The 19297-nt window shown below is 67.2% G+C and carries 19 protein-coding genes; 7 read left to right on the top strand and 12 right to left on the bottom strand.

What is annotated here, in order from left to right:
- Window positions 1-33 precede the first annotated feature (33 nt).
- From HFP15_RS21950 to HFP15_RS21960, 3 genes are all read left to right on the top strand, one after another.
- The gene (locus HFP15_RS21950; protein WP_168518593.1) at window positions 34-1194 is read left to right on the top strand and encodes an acyl-CoA dehydrogenase family protein; all 1161 of its coding nucleotides are present in this window, start codon (window positions 34-36) and stop codon (window positions 1192-1194) included.
- Between the two features lie 75 nt (window positions 1195-1269).
- Window positions 1270-2157, top strand: coding sequence for an HpcH/HpaI aldolase/citrate lyase family protein (locus HFP15_RS21955; RefSeq protein ID WP_168518594.1), 888 nt, complete (start codon window positions 1270-1272; stop codon window positions 2155-2157).
- A gap of 27 nt (window positions 2158-2184) precedes the next feature.
- A complete protein-coding gene (locus HFP15_RS21960; RefSeq protein WP_168518595.1) occupies window positions 2185-3321 on the top strand; it encodes a CaiB/BaiF CoA transferase family protein in 1137 nt (378 codons plus the stop codon).
- 42 nt (window positions 3322-3363) lie between these two features.
- Here the strand turns inward: HFP15_RS21960 and HFP15_RS21965 are convergent, their stop codons facing one another.
- From HFP15_RS21965 to HFP15_RS21975, 3 genes are read right to left on the bottom strand one after another with little or no spacing between them, the layout of a single operon-like run.
- Window positions 3364-3771 (bottom strand): (R)-mandelonitrile lyase, encoded by a 408-nt coding sequence (locus HFP15_RS21965; protein WP_168518596.1) that lies wholly within the window; start codon window positions 3769-3771, stop codon window positions 3364-3366.
- Window positions 3772-3788: 17 nt separating this feature from the next.
- Window positions 3789-4811, bottom strand: a complete 1023-nt coding sequence (locus tag HFP15_RS21970) for a zinc-dependent alcohol dehydrogenase family protein (RefSeq protein ID WP_168518597.1) — start codon at window positions 4809-4811, stop codon at window positions 3789-3791.
- Between the two features lie 47 nt (window positions 4812-4858).
- Window positions 4859-5185: a carboxymuconolactone decarboxylase family protein gene (locus HFP15_RS21975; RefSeq protein WP_168518598.1), complete on the bottom strand. Its 327-nt coding sequence runs from the start codon at window positions 5183-5185 to the stop codon at window positions 4859-4861.
- Between the two features lie 126 nt (window positions 5186-5311).
- Here HFP15_RS21975 and HFP15_RS21980 point away from each other — a divergent pair, with 126 nt between their 5' ends.
- From HFP15_RS21980 to HFP15_RS21995, 4 genes are all read left to right on the top strand, one after another.
- Window positions 5312-6199: a helix-turn-helix domain-containing protein gene (locus HFP15_RS21980; RefSeq protein ID WP_168518599.1), complete on the top strand. Its 888-nt coding sequence runs from the start codon at window positions 5312-5314 to the stop codon at window positions 6197-6199.
- Window positions 6200-6281: 82 nt separating this feature from the next.
- A complete protein-coding gene (locus tag HFP15_RS21985) occupies window positions 6282-7151 on the top strand; it encodes an alpha/beta fold hydrolase (RefSeq protein WP_312871684.1) in 870 nt (289 codons plus the stop codon).
- Window positions 7152-7233: 82 nt separating this feature from the next.
- Entirely contained in the window at window positions 7234-8340 is a 1107-nt protein-coding gene (locus HFP15_RS21990; RefSeq protein WP_168518601.1) for an NDMA-dependent alcohol dehydrogenase, read from the top strand.
- A gap of 51 nt (window positions 8341-8391) precedes the next feature.
- Window positions 8392-9285 carry a DUF6282 family protein gene (locus HFP15_RS21995; protein WP_168518602.1) on the top strand — a complete coding sequence of 298 codons (894 nt, stop codon included), beginning with the start codon at window positions 8392-8394 and terminating at the stop codon, window positions 9283-9285.
- Window positions 9286-9644: 359 nt separating this feature from the next.
- Here HFP15_RS21995 and HFP15_RS22000 read toward each other — a convergent pair whose 3' ends face one another.
- The 9 genes from HFP15_RS22000 to HFP15_RS22040 form a co-directional block, all read right to left on the bottom strand.
- Window positions 9645-9869: a hypothetical protein gene (locus HFP15_RS22000; RefSeq protein WP_210717675.1), complete on the bottom strand. Its 225-nt coding sequence runs from the start codon at window positions 9867-9869 to the stop codon at window positions 9645-9647.
- On the bottom strand, window positions 9866-11821 hold the full coding sequence (locus tag HFP15_RS22005; RefSeq protein WP_168518603.1) for a hydantoinase B/oxoprolinase family protein: 1956 nt from the start codon (window positions 11819-11821) through the stop codon (window positions 9866-9868). Before HFP15_RS22005 ends, HFP15_RS22000 begins: the two co-directional genes overlap by 4 nt.
- 15 nt (window positions 11822-11836) lie before the next feature.
- Window positions 11837-13870: a hydantoinase/oxoprolinase family protein gene (locus HFP15_RS22010; protein WP_168518618.1), complete on the bottom strand. Its 2034-nt coding sequence runs from the start codon at window positions 13868-13870 to the stop codon at window positions 11837-11839.
- A gap of 44 nt (window positions 13871-13914) precedes the next feature.
- Window positions 13915-15405, bottom strand: a complete 1491-nt coding sequence (locus tag HFP15_RS22015) for an aldehyde dehydrogenase family protein (protein ID WP_210717676.1) — start codon at window positions 15403-15405, stop codon at window positions 13915-13917.
- Between the two features lie 21 nt (window positions 15406-15426).
- Complete coding sequence (locus tag HFP15_RS22020) at window positions 15427-16137, bottom strand: hypothetical protein (RefSeq protein ID WP_168518604.1); 711 nt, start codon at window positions 16135-16137, stop codon at window positions 15427-15429.
- Between the two features lie 73 nt (window positions 16138-16210).
- Window positions 16211-17095 carry a mycofactocin-coupled SDR family oxidoreductase gene (locus HFP15_RS22025; RefSeq protein WP_168518605.1) on the bottom strand — a complete coding sequence of 295 codons (885 nt, stop codon included), beginning with the start codon at window positions 17093-17095 and terminating at the stop codon, window positions 16211-16213.
- Between the two features lie 186 nt (window positions 17096-17281).
- A complete protein-coding gene (locus HFP15_RS43925; protein WP_210717677.1) occupies window positions 17282-18208 on the bottom strand; it encodes an NAD(P)-dependent oxidoreductase in 927 nt (308 codons plus the stop codon).
- Between the two features lie 33 nt (window positions 18209-18241).
- The gene (locus HFP15_RS22035) at window positions 18242-18628 is read right to left on the bottom strand and encodes a carboxymuconolactone decarboxylase family protein (protein ID WP_168518606.1); all 387 of its coding nucleotides are present in this window, start codon (window positions 18626-18628) and stop codon (window positions 18242-18244) included.
- Window positions 18628-19161: a cupin domain-containing protein gene (locus HFP15_RS22040; RefSeq protein ID WP_168518607.1), complete on the bottom strand. Its 534-nt coding sequence runs from the start codon at window positions 19159-19161 to the stop codon at window positions 18628-18630. Before HFP15_RS22040 ends, HFP15_RS22035 begins: the two co-directional genes overlap by 1 nt.
- Window positions 19162-19297: the final 136 nt, after the last annotated feature.

The following is a 19297-nucleotide window of genomic DNA, read 5'->3' on the forward strand; positions in this document are numbered from 1 at the left end:
ACATCCCGTCAGCGCAGATACAGGAGACAAGTCATGAGTACCCCCAACGCGGACGACCTCGAACTCATCCGCAAGACGACAAGGGAACTCGCCCGTAAGTTCGACCTCGACTACTGGCGGGACAAGGACAAGAAGGGCGAATACCCCTGGGAGTTCGTCAAGGCGTTCGCCGACGGCGGCTGGCTCGGCGTGATGATTCCCGAGGAGTACGGCGGCCTCGGTCTCGGCCTGACCGAGGCGGCGGTCATGCTGCACGAGGTCGCGGCCTCGGGTGGTGCGGCGGGCGCGTCGGCCATCCACTTCTACATCTTCCCGCCGGGACCGGTGCTGCGGCACGGTTCGGAGGAGATGAAGCGCAAGTTCCTGCCGAAGCTGGCCGCGGGTGAGTCCCTGATGGCCTTCGGCGTCACCGAGCCCGGCGCCGGCGTGGACACCTCCAGGATCACGACGCGCGCGAAGAAGACCGACGGCGGCTGGGTGGTCAACGGGCAGAAGGTGTGGATCACCAACGCCCAGAACGCCAAGAAGATCCTCCTGCTCGCCAGGACCTCCCCGCGTGACGACGCCAACCCCATGCACGGCATGACGTTGTTCTTCACGGATCTGGACCGCGAGCGGATCACCGTGCGCGAGATCGAGAAGATGGCGCGCTCGGCGGTGGACTCCAACGAGCTGTTCATCGACAACCTCGAAGTGCGCGACGACGAGGTCGTCGGCGAGGTCGACCGCGGGTTCTCCTATCTGCTCGACGGCCTCAACCCGGAACGCATCGTCGTCGCGATGGAGATGGTGGGGCTCGGCCGCGCGGCGCTGGACATGGCGGTCAAGTACGCCAACGAGCGCGTGGTGTTCGATCGCCCGATCGGCAAGAACCAGGCGGTCGCGCATCCGCTGGCCGATTCGTGGATTCGCCTGGAAGCGGCGGAAATGGTCGCGATGAAGGCGGCGGGGCTGTTCGACGCCCGCCAGCCCTGTGGTCCCGAGGCCAACGCCGCGAAGTTCCTCGGTGGCGAGGCCGGGTTCGAGGCGTGCGACCGCGCGATGCAGACCCACGGCGGGTACTCGTTCGCGAAGGAGTACCACATCGAGCGGTTCTGGCGGGAGTCCCGGCTGCTCAAGATCGCCCCGATCTCGCAGCAGATGGTCCTGAACTACATCTCGACGAAGGTGCTCGGCCTGCCCAAGTCGTACTGACAGCGGGTCCGGGGTGCCGCCGCCCGCGGCATCCCGGACGCGGCACCACCTTGGAAACAAAGGAGAGCGAGTCCGTTGAAGCCCTACCGTTCCATGCTGTTCGTTCCCGGCCACAAGTCGTCCTGGGCGGAGAAGGGGGTGGCGGCTGGTGCCGACGCGCTGATCCTGGACCTGGAGGACGCCGTGCCCGCCGCTGACAAGGCCGAGGCGCGGAGCCTGGTCCGGGAGACCATCGGGCGGCTCGGCGGCGAGGACACGCGTGCCGACTTGTGGGTGCGGCCGAACAGTTTCGACAGCGGGCTGTTCGGAGCCGACGTCGAGGCGGTCGTCGTCGCCGGGCTGGCGGGTCTTGTGCTGCCCAAGGTCTTCTCGGCGCAGGAGATCGTCCGTATCGATGCGATCGTGTCCCACATCGAGGAGCGCGAGAAGCTCGCGCCCGGCAGCGTCGGGCTGATCATCACCTACGAGACCGCGGAGTCCATGGCGCGGTGCGAGGAGATCGCCGCCGCGAGCCCGCGGATCGCCAGCCTGCTCGGCGGTACCGGGCCGAACGCCGACGTCGGGCGTTCACTCGGTTTCGAGTTCACGGTGGAGGGACTCGAATCGCTGTACGTGCGCAGCCGCATCATCCTGGCCGCGCGTTCCTCCGGCCTGCACCACCCGCTCACCGGCGTCTGGCAGGATCTGAAGGACCTGGAAGGTTTCCGCCGGTTCGCCGAGGACAGCAGGCGCCTGGGATATCGCGGGATGATGTGCATCCATCCCTCCCACGTCGCGCCGTCGAACGAGATCTTCACCCCCTCGGCCGAGACGGTGTCGTTCTACCGCCGGATGGTCGAAGCGTTCCGCAAGGCGGAGGCCGACGGCCACGGCGCGGTCGATTTCGAGGGCATGCACATCGACCTCGCGCACGCAAGGACCGCCGAGGGCATCATCGAACTGGCCGACGCGATCGGTGCCTGATCCGGACGTGAGGTAAGGAAACACGGTATGTCAGCTCACTGCTGCGGCCCGCTGGCCGGCGTCCGGGTCGTCGCGCTCGCCGGGATGGGCCCGACTCCGTTCACCGGGATGGTGCTGGCGGATATGGGTGCCGAAGTCGTCAGGGTGGTCCGGCCGCCGAAGCGGCAGGCGCGCGCGTTGAGCCAGACCGAGGGCATGCGGCCCGAGCACGACCTCGCCAACCGCGGGGTCGTGTCGGTCGAGGCCGACCTGAAGGACTCGGCGGGGATCGGCTCGGTGCTGCGGCTCGTCGAGGCCGCGGACGTCTTCATCGAGGGCTACCGGCCGGGAGTCGCCGAACGCCTCGGCCTTGACCCGGAAACGCTCCGCGGGTGCAATCCCCGGCTCGTGTACGCCCGGCTAACCGGTTACGGCCAGGGCGGGCCGCTAGCGCAGCGCGCGGGGCACGACATCAACTACGTGGCACAGAGCGGCGCCCTGCACGCGATGGCTAGGGCGGGCGAACCGCCGCGCCCGCCGTTGAACCTTCTCGGCGATTACGCGGGCGGCGGCATGGTGGCCGCGTTCGGCATCGTGTGCGCAGTGCTGGAAGCGCGGTCATCGGGCTGCGGGCAGGTCATCGACGCCGCGATGATCGACGGGGTGGCGCTGCTGACCGCGAAGATCCAAGGCTTGCGCGCGGCGGGACGGCACAGCGACGAGCCGGGGACCAATTTCCTCGACTCGGGCGCTCCGTTCTACGAGACGTACCGGTGTGCGGACGGCGGGTACGTCGCGGTGGGGGCGCTGGAACCGGACTTCTACGCGGAGTTCGTGTCGCGGCTCGGCGTCGACGTGACCGGCTGGCCCGAGCAGAACGACCAGGAAGCGTGGCCCCACCTGCGCGAACTGATCGCGGCCGCGCTCGCGGCCCGGCCACGCGACGAGTGGACCGCCGTCTACGAGGGCACCGACGCGTGCGTGACCCCGGTTCTGACGTTCGACGAGGCGGCGGCCCATCCGCACAACGCGGAACGCGGCCTGTACCGGACGGTTGACGGGGTGCTGCACCCCGCTTCGGCGCCGCGCCTGTCCGGTACACCCGCACGGGAACCGTCAGCGCCACCCGCCGAGCTGACGCCCATCGCGGAGGTACTGGCGCAGTGGAAGCCCGGCGAACACTGACGACCGCAGCGCCGCCGGCCCTGCCGGCGGCGCTCCCGGCATTCAGCCCTGGTTGGCCGCCGCGTACTGCTCGTCGGTGACGGGTTCGAGCCAGGTCGTGCCGTCGGCACCGTCCTCGGGGCCTTCGAGCATCGCGATGTGGCTCATGCACGTGGTGTTGGTGCCACCGTGCCAGTGTTCTTCACCGGGCGGGGTCCACACCGTGTCACCGGCGCGCATCCGTATCACGGTGCCGTCGCGGTTGACGACCAGGCCGACGCCCTCGGTGACGTGCAGTGTCTGCCCGACGGCATGGGAGTGCCAGTTGGTGCGCGCGCCGGGGGTGAACCGGACCAGGGACGCGACCAGGCGCGAGGGCGGCTCCGGTGTTTTGATCATGGTGAGGTAGACGTCGCCGGTGAAGCGGCTGGCGGGCGTCTTGACCGTGTCAGTGACGGGAATCAATTCCATGTCTTCTCCTTGAGTGGTCAGGGGCGCAGGAGGGTCTTGATGGCGCGCCGCTCGTCCATGGCCCGGTAGCCCTCGGCGACCTGGTCCAGCGGCAACTCCAGATCGAAGACCCTGCCGGGGTCGATGGCGCCGCGCTCGATGCGGTCGATCAGATCGGGCAGGAAGCGCCGCACCGGGGCGGGGCCGCCGAGCAGGCGGACGTGGGAGTAGAACAGCTCCTCGCCGGGCAGCGTGACGTCGTGAGCGACGCCCACGTAACCCACCGCACCGCCGGGCCGGGCGGAACGGATGGCCTGCAGCATCGACTGCTGAGTGCCGACGGCCTCGATCACCGACTGCGCCCCCAGACCGCCCGTCAGCTCCTTGACCCTGGCCACGCCCTCGTCGCCGCGTTCGGTGACGATGTCGGTAGCGCCGAAATGGGTGGCCAGCTTCTGGCGGGACTCGTGGCGGCTCATCGCGATGATCCGCTCCGCGCCCAGTTCGCGGGCGGCGAGCACGGCGAGCAGGCCCACGGCGCCATCGCCGACGACCGCGACGGTCGCGCCCGGCTTGACGTCGGCCGCGACGGCGCCGAACCAGCCGGTGCCCAGCACGTCGGAGGCGGCGAGCAGGCTGGGGAGCAGATCGTCGGAGGGCAGGTCCGGGGTGGCGACGAGGGTGCCGTCGGCCAGCGGGACGCGCAGGTACTCGGCCTGCGCGCCGCCCGCGCCGACGAACTCACGGTGCACGCAGGACGTCTGGAACCCGGCCCGGCAGATCTCGCAGGTGTTGTCGGAGGCGAAGAAGGAGCCGATGACGAACTGGCCGGGTTTGACGGTGGTGACGTCGCTGCCGACCGCTTCGACGATCCCGACGTACTCGTGGCCCATCGGGGTGGGCCCGTTCACCGGGTTGATGCCGCGGTAGTCCCACAGGTCCGAACCGCATACGCAGGTGGCGGACATGCGGATCACCGCGTCGGTCGGGGCCTGGATGGCAGGATTCGCGCGCTCCTCGAAACGAACATCGCCGGGGGCATGGATGACGGCTCCGCGCATGAGGTGGAATGCTCCTGATTTCGTACTCGAACAGATGATGGGCCGGGTCAGCCCTGGAAGACCTTCTTGGCGACGGCCATCGCGGCCATCGCCTGCGGCCAGCCCGCGTAGAACGCGAGGTGGGTCAGCGCCTCGATCAGTTCGGCCTCGGTGTTGCCGTTCTCCTTGGCCAGGCCCAAGTGGAACACGAGTTGCTCGGTGTTGCCATTCGTGGCCAGTGCGGCGACCGTGACCAGGCTGCGCTCCTTCGGCGTCAGCCCGGGGCGCTTCCACACCTCGCCGAAGAGCACGTCGTCGGTGAAGTGCACGAGCGCGGGCGCGAACTCGCCGAACATCTGCTTCGCACCGGACGGTTCCGGCTGGGTGCCGCTCATGGGTTCCTCTCTTCATCGTGGTCTCACCACGATGAAACGCCCGTTCGCGGCCGTGCGGGAGGTCACGTCGTTCCGGGTACTGGCGGAACCCCCTTTACCCGATTGGCCCGTCGTACCGTGGAGCACGTGAACGCCAAGAGCACCGAGGCCCGCGACTTCCTGGTCACCCGCCGGGCCAAGATCACCCCCGAGCAGGCCGGGCTGAGCCACTACGGCGGCAACCGGCGCGTCCCCGGTCTGCGCAGGGAAGAGGTCGCGATGCTGGCCGGTGTGTCCGCCGACTACTACATCCGGCTCGAGAAGGGCAACCTCGCCGGTGTGTCCGACAGCGTCCTCGACGCCATCGCCGGCGCCCTTCAGCTCGACGAGGCCGAGCGGGTCTACCTGTTCGACCTCGCCCGCACCGCGAATGCGGCCGGCCGTCCGCGCGGTGCCGGCGGCCCGCGCCGCCGGACGCCGCAGCGGGTACGCCCGGTGGTGCAGCAGATCCTCGACAGCATGACCACGACTGCCGCGTTCGTCCGCAATGGACGCCTGGACATCGTCGCGACCAACCTGCTCGGCCGGGCGCTTTACTCGCCGGTGTTCGACAGTCCCACCCGCAGCAGTGAGGTCGTGCTGCCGAACCTCGCCCGGTTCGGCTTCCTCGACCCGGCCGCATACGACTACTTCCCCGACTACGATGCCTCCTGCCACACCTCGGTGGCGATCCTGCGCACCGAGGCGGGCCGCGACCCGCACAACCGGGAGCTCAGCGATCTCATCGGCGAGCTGTGCACCCGCAGTGCGGATTTCCGCACTCGCTGGGCCGCCCATGACGTGCGCCTCCACCGCACGGGCACCAAGTGTTTCCGCCATCCGGCCGTCGGCGAGATCACCGTCAACTTCGAAGCGATGGAACTCTCCGCCGACAGTGGTCTCACGCTCACCGCCTACGCCGCCGAGCCCGGCACCCCATCGGCCGAGCGGCTCCAGCTCTTGTCCAACTGGGCCGCCACCGTCGCTTCGTCCTGAGCGCACCGGCGACCGCGACTCTTCTTCCTCTTCGCTTCAGGCATAAGATATATAATGGATGAAGCTAGGGAGGGGAGGAACCGTGACCGAACCGGTCCGGGCCGAGCGGCTGAGGATCACCGGCTACCAGGGGTTGTCGCTCGCCGCCGATCGCTGGGAGCCCGAGGGGGAGCGCGAGGGGACCGCTGTGTTCCTGCACGGTGGCGGGCAAACCCGGCACTCCTGGGCGCGGACCGCGCGCGGTCTCGCCGCTCAGGGATGGCGCGCGATCACCGTGGATGCCCGCGGGCACGGTGACAGCAGTTGGTCGCGTGACGGTGTGTACAGCCTCGACAGCTTCGCGGCCGATTTGTATTCTATTGTGGACTCTCTCGACGAGCGGCCGGTGGTGATCGGAGCTTCGCTGGGCGGGCGCGCCGCGCTCGTGGCGGAGGGAGAGCGGCCGGGCGTGCTGGCGGGATTGGTGCTGGTCGACATCGCGGCACGGGTAGACCCGGATGGGCAGGCGAGGGTCCGGCGGTTCATGGGCAGTGCGCCGGACGGGTTCGCCTCGCTCGAGGAAGCCGCCGAGGCCGTTGACGCCTACCGGCCGGGACGCAAGTCCGCCAATCCTGACGGCCTGCAAAAGAACCTCCGCAGGCGTGCGAACGGCCGGTGGTATTGGCACTGGGACCCGAATTTCCTGGCTTTCAGCGCCGATCCGCGCAACTTCGCCGTGGACCGGCTGAACTCCGCGGCACGCAACGTCGCCGCTCCGACACTCGTCGTGCGCGGCACGAAATCGGACATGGTCAGTTCCGAGGCCGCGACGGAACTGATCGGCTTGGTGCCCTCGGCGCGCTTGGTCGAGGTCGCCGCGGGGCACATGATCGCCGGCGACGACAACGACATGTTCACGGCGCATCTCGGCGACTTCCTGGCCGGGGTGACCGCGCCGGAACCCTTACCTTGACTAAACATAATATATTCACCATCATGTGAACTGCGTCTTGACACGCGACGCGACCGATCTTCCGCTGACAACGAGGTGAGAGATGAAGACCAGAGCCGCCGTCGTCGAGCAAGGCAGTAACGCCTTCGAGATTCGGGAGCTGGACGTCGATGAACCGGGCGTCGGGGAGGTGCACGTCAAGTTCGTCGCATCGGGTCTGTGTCACTCCGATCTGCACCTGATCGACGGCGACATCGTGCCCCGCTTCCCGATCGTCGCGGGGCACGAGGGAGCGGGGATCATCGAGTCCGTCGGCCCCGGTGTCACGCGGCTGAAGCCCGGTGATCACGTCGTCTGCAGTTTCATCCCGAGCTGCGGCACGTGCCGTTATTGCGCGACAGGACATCAGAATCTGTGCGACCTCGGCGCCCATCTGATGAAGGGAGAATTCGTCGACGGAACCTTCCGGTATCACGGGCAAGGCAAGGACTACGGCAGCCTGTCCATGATCGGGGCGTTCTCCGAGCGGGCCACTCTCTCGCAGTATTCGGTGGTGAAAGTCGACGACTGGCTCCCGCTGGATGTCGCGGCGGTCATGGGCTGCGCCGTGCCAACGGGGTGGGGCAGCGCGATCAACACCGGCGGCGTGCGGGTTGGCGACGCGGTGGTGGTGTACGGTATCGGTGGTATCGGAATCAACGCGGTCCAGGCGTCCGCCTACGCCGGTGCCAAGTTCGTCGTCGCCGTGGATCCGGTCGAGTTCAAACGCGAGTCCGCGCTCAAACTCGGTGCCACGCATGCGTTCTCGGACCCGGCCGAGGCCGCCGCGAAAGTGAACGAGCTGACCTGGGGCCAGGGTGCCGACCAGGCCATCGTGACCGTCGGCGTCGTCGACGACGAAGTCGTGCGCAACGCCTTCGACATCATCGGCAAGACCGGCACACTCGTGATCACGGGGCAGTCTCATCCGGACAAGGTCACGATTCAGATTCCGAGTGCGCTGCTCGTGCGCAACGAGAAGGTGATCCGGGGTTCGCAGTTCGGATCGAGCAACCCGCAGTACGACATCGTCAAGCTGCTGCGGCTCTACAACGCCGGTCAGCTCAAACTCGATGAGCTGATCACCAAACGGTACACGTTGGACCAGATCAACGACGGCTATCAGGACATGCGCGACGGCAAGATAATCCGGGGACTAATCGTCCACTGAGGACGGTTTCCGGCCAGTATCCCAATACACATCAACGGAGACGTGCAAGAGATGACTGGACTCAAGATCGAGAACTCCATCGACCTTCACTGCCACTTCAGGCCCGATCACCTCGGTGGGAAAGCCATCGAGAACGGTGTCGACTGCCGGACCGGCACATCACCCATCGAATCCGCGAAGGCTGCGATCGCGAGCGGCCAGGCCGGGGCCGTGCTGAAGTCGCACAGCTTCGCCTCGACGGCGCTCGTGTCCGCGCTCAACGGGGTTTTCCCGGAGCTGCGCCTGTTTTCCGGGATCTGCACCGACTACATTTCCGGCGGGCTGAACATCGACGCGGTCGACGCGGCGCTGCGGATGGGCGCGAAGATCGTCTGGTTGCCCACCCTGCACAGTGTGAACGACATCGAGGGCGGGAACATCACCAGCCACCCCGGTCCGGGGATCGCGGTAATCGACGACGCCGGCAAGCCGGTCGACGCCGTGCACCAGATCTTCGAACTCGTCCAGCAGCACGACGCGATCCTTGCCACCGGGCACACGTCGGCAGCGGAGCACTACGGCGTCATCCGCGAGTTCGCACGCCGGGGCAAGGTCGTGGTGACCCACGCCGGCGAACCCGCGGCCGGCCCGAAGCTCACCGCCGCCCAGTGCGTCGAGCTGGCCGATCTGGGTGCGATCATCGAGTTCACCGCGATGCTCTGCCACGACGGGGTCGCGGGCGCCACGGCCAAGTCGCCGCTGCAGGCCGCCGAGATGATCTACGCGGTGGGCGCCGACCGCTGTGTCCTCGCGACGGACTACGGTTTCATGAAAGGCATCCCCGACCCGGTCCCCGGATTCGCCGACTTCCTCGAACGCCTGTGGTCGGAAGGCGAGGTCGCCGAGAAGGACCTCATCCAGATGGCGAGCCGCAAGCCGGCGGAGTTGCTCGGAATCTCCTTCTAAGTACTGTCGCGCTCGGCTTGGCAATTGCGGCGATCCTGCGCAAGGCGCGTGCCTACGACAAACCCGGGCGACCGCTGCGGAGGCACTGGGCGGGCACGGCCCGTCCAGTGCCTCCCGCGCGCGCCGCGTGGCCGAGCAGCGTGTGACTGCGCGCGAGCACGGTCATCACGACGTATTTTCGCGAGACGGTCAGTACTGTCCATAATAGACTGAGCGGGCACGGCCTCGATCGCGGTCGGAGCCGTGGCCGGACCCTGGCATGGCTACGGCGTTCCTCTCGCCTGCGCTCTTGCTCACTTTCGCCGGCGCCATCGTGATGCGTTCGGGTCTGCGCGACTGAACCGACGGCGGCGGGCCTGTCAGACGAGGTCTGAGAGCAGCCTGATCGGGCCGAGCCGCGGGCCCCGCTCGCGCGATACCGAATGCAGGCAGTGCCCGCACTTGACGACGTCGCACCAACCGTCTTCGGCGAGAACGGGGTACCGCCGCAGCTCGCTCTCGCCACATTCCGGGCACGCGCCCGGCACCCGCTCACGTTCGACGCGCAGGGTCGGCTCGGTCGGCCTCGGATGAGTGATCGTCACTTCTCCTCCTGGACAGCAGTAGTGCCGCGCAAAGCCGCGGTGGCTTCGGCGTCGATCTCCAGGTTCTCCGGGTCGTTGTCGGGGTCCCCGACAACGACAACGCCGTAATGTTGTGCGGCGGCCTCTATGCTTACGTAGCCGTCCCGGACATCCCGTTTGACGGCGTCCGGGTCACGCTGCAGCGCTTCGCCCCAGCCACCACCGCCATTGGTGAGGTACCTCCAGGTTGCTCCCGGCGACGTCACCCAGGGTTGTTCCCGGCCGTAGTAGGCGAACTCGCCCGCTCGATCACGGAGCTTCGTAACAGGATCCATCACACCGGCCACCGGCGTCGCCGGCAGGTACGCCTCGTCGGCGGTTCCGACGAAGCTGCTCGCATCCACTGCTTTCCCTTGCTGGTCGAAGATCCAGGCTCCGCCCGGCTCGCCGTCGGCACCACCGTTGACACCGACGCCGCTACCGTAGCGGAAATGCAGCGGGCCAACCTCGTGTTCGGCGGGCGCGGTCCACAGTACGTCCTTGAGGATCGCCGCGCCGCCGCGATGCTGCCCTGGACCCGCGGTGTCCGGCGCGTATTCCTTGCGCATCACCATGAGCGGGAACTGCGCCTCCAACCCCTCGGTTGCCGGGCTGATGATGTTGATGAGGTAAGTGCTGAGGTGGCCCTCGCCGTCGGCCACCCGATTGGCGCCGATCGGCCCGGTTTCCGCCCCGGCCAGTGAACCGCAGGCCCACGGTGTCCCATCCTCAGCCACCCCGTACGCGTTGTGGGTGTTGTTGGCGCCGCAGTCGCCACCGACCGCCCGCTCTCCGAGCGGTGTGCGCAGCGCACGGATGAGCGCGGTGGTGATCGCGTTCGAAACCTCCCAGTAGTAGAAGATCGGGCCGTCGGGCGGCAACGCGCTCGCGATCGTGCCGGGTGGCAGGACGATGTCGACACTGCGGAACGACCCCGACGTGAACGTCCCCTCTGGATCCAGCAAGATCTTCAGACCGACGCCGATCGCGCTCTTCGCGTCCAGGGCTCCCGCGTTGATCGAGGTCCGGGCCTGCCGCGACGACCCACTGAAGTCGACCTCCAGGCGGTCCCCGCGCTTGTGCAGCGTGAGCCGGACGATGTATTTCTCGTCGGCGTCAATTGCATCCGCGTCAACGCTCGCGGCGCCTTCGTAGTCGCCGTCCGGCAACTCGGCTATCGCTAGGCGCATCCGCTCCGCGCTGGTATCACAGACGTAGTCGAGCGTGCCGAGAAACGCTTCGACGCCATAACGCCGGACGGCATCGGCGACCAGGTTCTCCCCGAACCGGCAGCAGCTGTGAATCGTCTTCAGGTCGGGCAGTTGCATCTCTCCGAAGCGAACGTTGTCGAAGATCAGGCTGAAGGTCTCGCGCACCGGTTCGTCGGCACGGAACAGCAGCCGGGGGCTGATCACCAGGCCGGATTCGTAGGTGTTGCGTTTGGTGGTACTGAACCCACCCGGCGTCACCCCGCCGATGTCGATCATGTGCGCTCGCAGGACCATGAAGCTGACGATCTTGTTGTCGTGGAAGACCGGCCGAATGAAGCAGACGTCGTTGGTGTGGTTGCCCATCCGGCTCGGATCGTTGCAGACGAGCAGGTCACCTGGAGCCAGGCGATCGGGACCGTACTCTTCGACCGCGGCGCGAACGCCGTCCTGCGTGGTGCCGAGAAACACCGTGAGACCGTTGGTGGCGCTGACCATCCGGTAGTCCTGCTCCGGCGGTCCGCAGACAGCGCAGATGTAGTCCATCGCCAGCGCGATGATGGGTGAGAACGCGCGATGCAGTAGCCCGGTGGCGACGTGCTGGGCGGCGAAACGCAGCCGGTTCGCCAGCACCGTGGCGGTGAAGGGGTCGGTGTGGTAGCGCTCCGCGAACCCGGCCTCGCTCAGGTCGCGCAGGAGTGGCCGCGGAATTGTCGGTGTGCCCACTTTTCGTCTCCTCGCTCAGTCCGTCACCCGGGTGATCACGATCTCGCCCGCGGTCCCTATCGTCGCGACCTGTCCCAGCCCGACAAAGGTTGTGGACAGTGGCTCGCGAATGACGGCGGGACCGGTCACCACGTCCTCGCACAGGAGCTCGGCACGCTGGTACTCGCCGGCCTCGATCTCGTCTCCCTCGAGGTAGCGGAGTGTGATGATGTCGCGCGGTCGCGGCTGATCGCGGCTGGTGCGGCGAGCCGGTGCCGGGTAGGCCACTTTGTCGGTTGGGATGACGGCGTGGAGCCGATAGGTCACTCCTTGCACAGGCGTCGCGGAGAATCGGTTTCCCGACCGCTGCTCATAGGCATCGTGGAAGTTCGTGATCATCTGCCCGACGGCATCGGGGGTGATCGTTCCCGCCGGCACGGGCACGAGCGGGGTGTCCCATACCTGGCCGACGAGCTGCCCGTCGAAGCTCCGAACGAACTGCGCCCGCTCGGCGTCGGAGCCGAGGGCCGCGCGCATGGACGCTTCCATCCGGCCGTAGATCGCGTCGATCTCCTCGGCCGCGGTGGCTTCGAGCAGCCGGTAGGCGCTGCGCTTGTCGGCGTGCACCTGATCGGCGCTTACCAGGCCGAGCGCCGAGAACAGCCCAGGGTAGGGCGGCACGATGACGCTCTTGAGCGGCAAGTGGTCCAGGATCGCGGGGAGCATCATCGGCCCAGCGGCCCCGAACGCCACCATTGAGTACTCGCGGGCGTCGATGCCGTTTTTGACCACGACGTCGGTGATGCCCTCGGCGACGTTGTTGAGCGCCATCTGGTGCGCGAAACGCACACGGTCGGCGAACTGGAACCGCGAGTCGAGGTTTTCGAAGGCAGCCTTCGAAAGCTCCGGGTCCAGCCGGGAGCGTCCCGCGGCGAACCGTTCGCCGTCCAGGATGCCCATGAGCAGGAACGCATCGGTGGTGGTTGGTTCGGTGCCACCGCGGCCATAGCAGGCGGGGCCGGGGTCCGCGCCCGCGCTTTCCGGGCCGACTCGCAACTCACCGGCGGGGCCGATCCGCACGATGCTGCCGCCACCGGCGCCGACGCTGACGACCTCGTTGGAGAGTGCGCTGATGATCAGGTCGTGCTCGAGCTCGAACGATGTGTTGACCACGGGCTCTCCGCCGGTGACCACGCTGATGTCGCAGGAGGTCCCACCCACGTCGGCGCAGAGCAGGTTCGGTTGTGAGATCGTCCGCCCGAGATGCGCGCACGCCATGGTGCCCGCGGCAGGCCCCGAGAACAGGATCCGCGAAGGCTGGCTCATGGCGACGTCGACCGGAGCGAGCATCGCGGCGCAGTCGGCGAAGTTGAGGTCGCCGCGGAAACCCAGTTCGGCCAGGCCCTTGCGCAGCCGGTCCGAGTAGTTGCCGTAAATGATCTTGCAGATGACGTCGACAGTGGTGGTCGAGGCGCGCGCGTACTCCAATGCGAGTGGGGACACCTCGCTCGAGATCGAGCACGGCACGTCGCCGAGGATCTCGCGGACCAGCGCACGGAGCCGCTCTTCGTGGGCGCCGTCGACGTAGGCGTTCAACAGGCAGATCGCGACGCCCTCGACCCGGCACCGTCGTAGGACCTCGAGTTCGTGGCGCGCCTGTTGCTCGTCGAGCGGGACGACGACCTTTCCCGCTGCCGACAGTCGTTCCTTGATGCCGCGGCGCAAGTAGCGGGGAACGATCGGGCGGCTGACGTCGCTGAAACTCCGCCGCCAGTGCGGATTGGTGACGGCTTCCGGGGGTCGCAACGCCCTGGCCATGTCGAGCATATCGCGGTGCCCGAACGTCGTCAGAAACGCGATCTTGGGGAGCCTGCGGGTGATGAGCGCGTTCAAGCCATGCGTGCTGGCGTGGTTGAACACATGAGCCGAGCCCGCGCTCGCCTCCGACGCCCCGGCGAGCACGCCCTTGTAGGTGTCCTTGACATTGGTCGGCACCTTGATCGTCTCGATCTCGCCATCCCGTACGCGAACGATGTCGGTGAACGTCCCACCGACATCGACGCCGATCATGTCCTTCACCTTGGCCTCCTTGCCAAGTAGCGGATTCGGTCCCTTCAGGAATAAGGCAATACGCGATCGGTGGACAGGTCCCACACCACCGATTTGTGCCGGGTATACAGCTGGATGGCCGCGAATCCGTTCTCCCGGCCGAAACCGCTCTCCTTCATGCCTCCAAAGGGGACGGTGGGATGAAACGCGCGATACGTGTTGATCCAGATCGAACCCGCCACGAGGTTGCGGGCAAGGTACTGGATCACGCTGGCGTCGTTGCCCCAGATCTGTGCGCTCAGCCCGTACTGCGTCGCATTGGCCCGCGCGAGGGCCTCGTCGACGTCGCGGTAGGAGAGCACGCTCGCCATTGGCCCGAACGCTTCGGTGACGGCGGCCGGGTTGTCGTCAGCGACATCGGCGAGCACCGTCGGCTGGTAGAACGACCCGCCCGCGAGTTCTGCCCGGTCGAGCGGGGCCCCGCCGGACAGGCACCGAGCACCCGCCGCCACGGCGCGCTTCACAAGACCGTCGACATGCTCGCGCTGCGCGCGGCTGATGAGTGTGCCCATGTGCGACGCGGGGTCGGTGGGCAGCCCGACCCGGATACGTCCGGCGGTAGCGGCGAGGGCCGCACAAACCTGCTGGTACATCGATTCGTGGACGAGGATGCGTGACCCCGCGACACAACTCTGCCCGCTCTTGACGAAGTTCGAGTGCAGCACCGACGGGATCGCCGTGTCGAGGTCCGCGTCGGGCAGCAGGATCGCCGGGCTCTTTCCACCCAATTCGAGCGCGACCGGCACGATGTTCCGCGCGGACTGCGCGATGACCTCGCGTCCCGCCCCCGGTCCACCGGTGAAGGCAACCATGCCGATACCGGGATGCGTCGTCAGCAGCGGTCCGACGACATCGCCCCGTCCGGTAACCACGTTGACGACGCCGGGCGGGATACCGGATTCCAGGGCCAGTTCGGCCAGCCGGAAGTGCAGCAGCGGTGCCACCTCGGGTGCCTTGAGCACGATGCAGTTCCCGGCGACGATCGCGGGGCCCGCCTTGAAGGCGATGAAGACCGCGTTCCCGTTGTACGGATTGATGCCGGCGACGACACCGTATGGCTCGTCGGCCCCGTACGCGAGCCGTTCCGGGACCTGGGCGAAGGACCGGCCCTCGAGCTTGTCCGCCATTCCCGCGTAGTAGCGCAACACCCGCACGCAGGTCTGGATGTCGCCCATCGTTTCGCGGCGCAGATGTCCGACGTCGGAGACCTCGAGGTCGGCGAGCGCGTCACGGTTGCTGTCGATGGCATCGGCCCAAGCCGCCACCAGCCGGCCACGCTCACTCGGGTCCACGCCTCGCCATGTCGAGGTGAAAACGGAGTGCGCCTGCTCGACGACATCATCCAGCTCCTGCGGGCTGACCTCGTGTGCCGTGGCAGTCAGCTCACCCGTCGCCGGGTTGTGGACCGGGAGCTTCGTCCCGTGGCCGGGATCGACCGTGCCGCGTGCCGACACATACCCCACCGTGTGCTGGGCGTCGGCATCTGCCATGTTCATGTCCCTTCTCCGCGTCGGGCGTCAGGTGAAATCGCGCAGGAAGCCGTCGTCACCCGGGATGATCGGCAGGAACGCGCCGGCCCAAAGCGGATGCGTTCCCACCGCGCCCGCGATCGACGACGCCAGTTCCGCGGTAGCTGTTTCGCCGGCTGGTGGCACATCGTCGGTGTAGGTCAGGAGCAACGTCAGCGGTGCGAACGACGAGAGATCCGGCTGAGTGGCGTGGCCAAGGGGCTCGTTCTGACACGGCAGCACCAGGGTGACCGACTCTCGTGGCAGATCCGTGGTCTTCGCCGGTGTTTCCCGGTGTCCACTCGCGAACGTGACGAACATCGTCCGGTATGGACGGAGCTGCAGGACATGTGGTGCGACCGAGGACGCTCCCGGACCTCGTAGGCATTCGGCGTACGCGTAGAAGTCGCAGTTGATCAAATCACGGTTCTCGAACATCCGCCCGGCGTCACGAAGCACTGGCACCTGCGGAGCGATCCACTCGCGAAACCTGGCCGAGCCATCCGGCACGGTCAGAAAATAGGTCGCGAGCGCACCACCGCCCCTGTGCGGGAACGGCCATTCACTGGTGGCGAAACGAGCCTGCCGCAGTTGTCGCGGCGCGTGCCACCGCGCGCCACTCAGCACGCCCGGTGACAGCACGCCACCCGCGTAGAAATGATCGTTCTCGTACCAGTCGTTCCATTCCTCCTCGTATCCGGAATGGATGTGCGTCAACACGAAAAAGACCGACTCCAACCCCACTTGCCAGGGTTGTTCCATGGGAACCGCTCCCAAGATCGCTGTCAGACGTTCAAGGACGCTGCCGGAGCTCCGCCATGCGACCGCCGATGAGCGGCGTGATCCCGGGTGGCTGGATCGTCATTCCGGCGTCGACAGGCAGCGCGACGCCGGTGACGTACTTCGCGTCGTCGGACGCGAGGTAGAGCACCGCGTGGGAAACGGCTTCCGGCTCGATCCACGGGACGGGCAGCAGGTTCAGGGTCTCCGCCATCTGCCGCAGATCCTCGACGGTCGCGTCCGGCTGCCCGGGAAGGAACCGCCCGATGTTGTACTCGTTGACGAACAGGGGAGTGTCCACGTTCGTCGGGCAGACGGCGTTCACCCGGATCCAGTCCCTTGCCAGGTCCGCCGCGAGGCACTTGACGAGTCCGATGAGGCCGTGCTTGGCGACGGTATAGGCCTCGTTGCCGAAGATCGGAACGAGAGACGCTGCCGAACCGGTCGCGATGATGGAGCCGCCCCCGCTCTCGCGCAGATGGGGAACAGTGACCACAGCCGTTCGCCACACGGCGGACAGGTTGGTCTCGATGACCGTATCCCAGACCTTGAGGCCCCGTTCATCGATTCCGTGCGGGAGGCCGATTCCGTGGTTGATCACCACGGTATCGAGGCGTCCCAGCTCACCGATCGCCTGATCGGCGACCTCGCGCATACGGTCGGCGTCCCTGGCGTCTGCACGATAGCCAAGGCAGCGCCGGCCGAGCTTCTCGACGAGGGCCACGGTTTCCGCGAGCTCCGCTTCGGTGCCCAACGCGTAGTGCACGCCTTCGATCTGCTCGCAGATATCCGTGACGATGATGTCCGCGCCCTCTGCCGCCAGCCGGAGCGCGTGCGCCCTTCCCTGCCCGCGGGCGCCACCGGTGATGAGGGCGACCTTGCCATCCATCTTTCCCATGTTCCGACTTCCTCCGCAGGGTGACTCGGTGCGGCAGACTCCCGAAGTGAACGGAGCCACACTTACGGCATCATATATTGTGTTGAATGTCAATTCTGGTGCCATCAAGGGTGCCCGGTGCGCAGCACGGTCCACAATGGAATTCGCTTCGTTCGCCCGGTTGAGCCGAACCCGGTCCTTACTGCCTCACGGCTTCTCACTGATGGCACGCGCGAGTTCGTCGGGGTCGACCGCGATCTCGACGCCGGCCCGCTCCAGCTGGAGCTTGAGGTAGGACCGTGAGTCCTGGTCGCCGAACCCGCGAGCCAGCGCTTCGGTCATCTCTTCCAGCGTCAGGTTCGACAGCCGCATGGGCACGCCGAGCTCGCGGCCGAGCTGGGTGGCGAGTGAGACGTCCTTGTGTGCCAACTTCATCAGGAACGCGGGTGTTTCGTACTCGCCGGGGAGGAACTGCTTGACCAGCATGTTGATCGCGGGCTGCTTGCCGACCACCCCGAGCCGCAGTGCCTTCCACAGCTCGAGTGGATCAGCTCCGGCCTTCACGCCCAACGAGAACGTTTCGGCCAGTGACAGCAGGAACAGGTAGCCGGTCATGTTGTGGGCGAGCTTGGTGACGGTGCCGGTGGTCAGGCCGCCGACGTAGTGCGGCGTGGAGAATAGCTCCAGGGTTTCCCGGTGCGCGTCGAAGACTTCCCGCGACCCGCCGGCCCAGACGACGAGATCGCCGGACGCGGCCCCTGCGGGCCCGCCGCTGACCGGCGCGTCCAGCACGGTCGCCCCGCGTTCGGCGAACGCGGCGTCGATGCGGCGGGTGAGGGCGATCGAGCTGGTGGACAGGTCGAACAGGACCTGGCCGGGCCGCAGGTTGGCCAGCACGCCGTCCTCGCCGAAGACGCAGGCCTCGACCTCCGGCGGGCCGGGGAGCGAGGTGAACAGGACCTCGCTGCGCCGGGTCAGGTCGCCGATGTTCGCGGCTACCCGCGCTCCGCGCTGACGCAATGGCTCGGTGGCATCTGGGACCAAGTCGTACACGACCAGGTCTTCCCGGCCCGCGGCGAGTCTGGCCGCCATCCCGCGCCCCATCCGGCCAAGGCCGACGAATCCGACGGTCACGTGTGCTCCTTTCTCGAGCGGTGGGGTTTGGCGTCAGCCGTCGAACTCGGCGAGTACCGTTTGCGCGATCTTGGTGGCGGACAGGCCTGCCGGCATCCCCGCGTACACGGCTACCTGCAGAAGGCATTCGCGGATCTCGACCTTGGTGAGGCCGTTGGCGATCGCGCCGCGGATATGCCCGGCCAGCTCGTCCGGTTTGTTCAGTACGGCGAGCATGCCGATGTTGAGAATGCTGCGGCTGCGCCGGTCCAGCTCGGTTCTGCCCCACAGCGCGCCCCAGCAGTACTCGGTGACCAGCTCCTGAATCGGGCGGGTGAACTCATCCGCGGCCTCGAGGGACTTCTCGACGACTTCCCTGCCCACGACCTCGCCGCGGATGCGCTTGCCGCGTTCGAACATGTCCGTTTGCCCGTCGTTCATCAGCGCCGCCCCGTCATCATCACCGAGACGATGGTCGTCGTCTTGTCGGTGCGGTTGCTCCATGAGTGCTTGGTCCCGCGCTGGACGATCGTGTCGCCGGGGCGCAGGTGCACCTCGCCCTCCTGCAACTCGCACCACAGCTCACCGGAGATCACGGTGAGAAAGTCGAGGGTGTCGGTGACATGCAGGCCGGGGATGCCCTCGTCGTCGAAGCCGGGGTTGCCGGTGGACAGCCGCCCGGACGCGTCCGCGTAGCCAAGGGAACGGTCCCATTCCGAGTCCGGGGGAAAGGTGACGACGCGGTATATCAGGCCACCGAACGGGGGTTCGGTGACGACTCTGCCATCGGTCATGCCGTCGCCGTCGGTGAGCTTCACCGGGATGCCATGCACCCGCCAGACGTCGCATTTGGTGTTACCTGGGTTCGGAAGCCGGTAAGGGGTGAGTTCGTCGCTCTCGACGTACGACCGCCCCTCGGCGTTGACGCCGGTGACGACGCGGCGCGCCTGGGCGTGGAGGTGCTCTCCGGTCACGTCTGGTCAGCTCCTAATCAGTTCTGGGAGTGAGCCATCCGGCACACTCCTGGTGTAGCTGGCCGGTAGGTGAGCACTGTGAGCTCCTGGACTTCGAGTCCTGAGCAAAGATCGTGCCCCTGCCGGTTGGTCGGGA

The organism is Amycolatopsis acididurans (assembly GCF_012328925.1).
In the GTDB taxonomy this organism is placed as follows: Bacteria; Actinomycetota; Actinomycetes; order Mycobacteriales; family Pseudonocardiaceae; genus Amycolatopsis_E; species Amycolatopsis_E acididurans.

Excerpts from the sequence above, each read along its gene's own strand:
- HFP15_RS21950 (WP_168518593.1), top strand. The coding sequence starts at position 34 with ATGAGTACCCCCAACGCGGACGACCTCGAACTCATCCGCAAGACGACA.
- HFP15_RS21960 (WP_168518595.1), top strand. The coding sequence starts at position 2,185 with ATGTCAGCTCACTGCTGCGGCCCGCTGGCCGGCGTCCGGGTCGTCGCG.
- HFP15_RS21965 (WP_168518596.1), bottom strand. The coding sequence starts at position 3,771 with ATGGAATTGATTCCCGTCACTGACACGGTCAAGACGCCCGCCAGCCGC.
- HFP15_RS21970 (WP_168518597.1), bottom strand. The coding sequence starts at position 4,811 with ATGCGCGGAGCCGTCATCCATGCCCCCGGCGATGTTCGTTTCGAGGAG.
- HFP15_RS21975 (WP_168518598.1), bottom strand. The coding sequence starts at position 5,185 with ATGAGCGGCACCCAGCCGGAACCGTCCGGTGCGAAGCAGATGTTCGGC.
- HFP15_RS21990 (WP_168518601.1), top strand. The coding sequence starts at position 7,234 with ATGAAGACCAGAGCCGCCGTCGTCGAGCAAGGCAGTAACGCCTTCGAG.
- HFP15_RS21995 (WP_168518602.1), top strand. The coding sequence starts at position 8,392 with ATGACTGGACTCAAGATCGAGAACTCCATCGACCTTCACTGCCACTTC.
- HFP15_RS22010 (WP_168518618.1), bottom strand. The coding sequence starts at position 13,870 with ATGATCGGCGTCGATGTCGGTGGGACGTTCACCGACATCGTTCGCGTA.
- HFP15_RS22015 (WP_210717676.1), bottom strand. The coding sequence starts at position 15,405 with ATGAACATGGCAGATGCCGACGCCCAGCACACGGTGGGGTATGTGTCG.
- HFP15_RS22025 (WP_168518605.1), bottom strand. The coding sequence starts at position 17,095 with ATGGGAAAGATGGATGGCAAGGTCGCCCTCATCACCGGTGGCGCCCGC.
- HFP15_RS22035 (WP_168518606.1), bottom strand. The coding sequence starts at position 18,628 with ATGAACGACGGGCAAACGGACATGTTCGAACGCGGCAAGCGCATCCGC.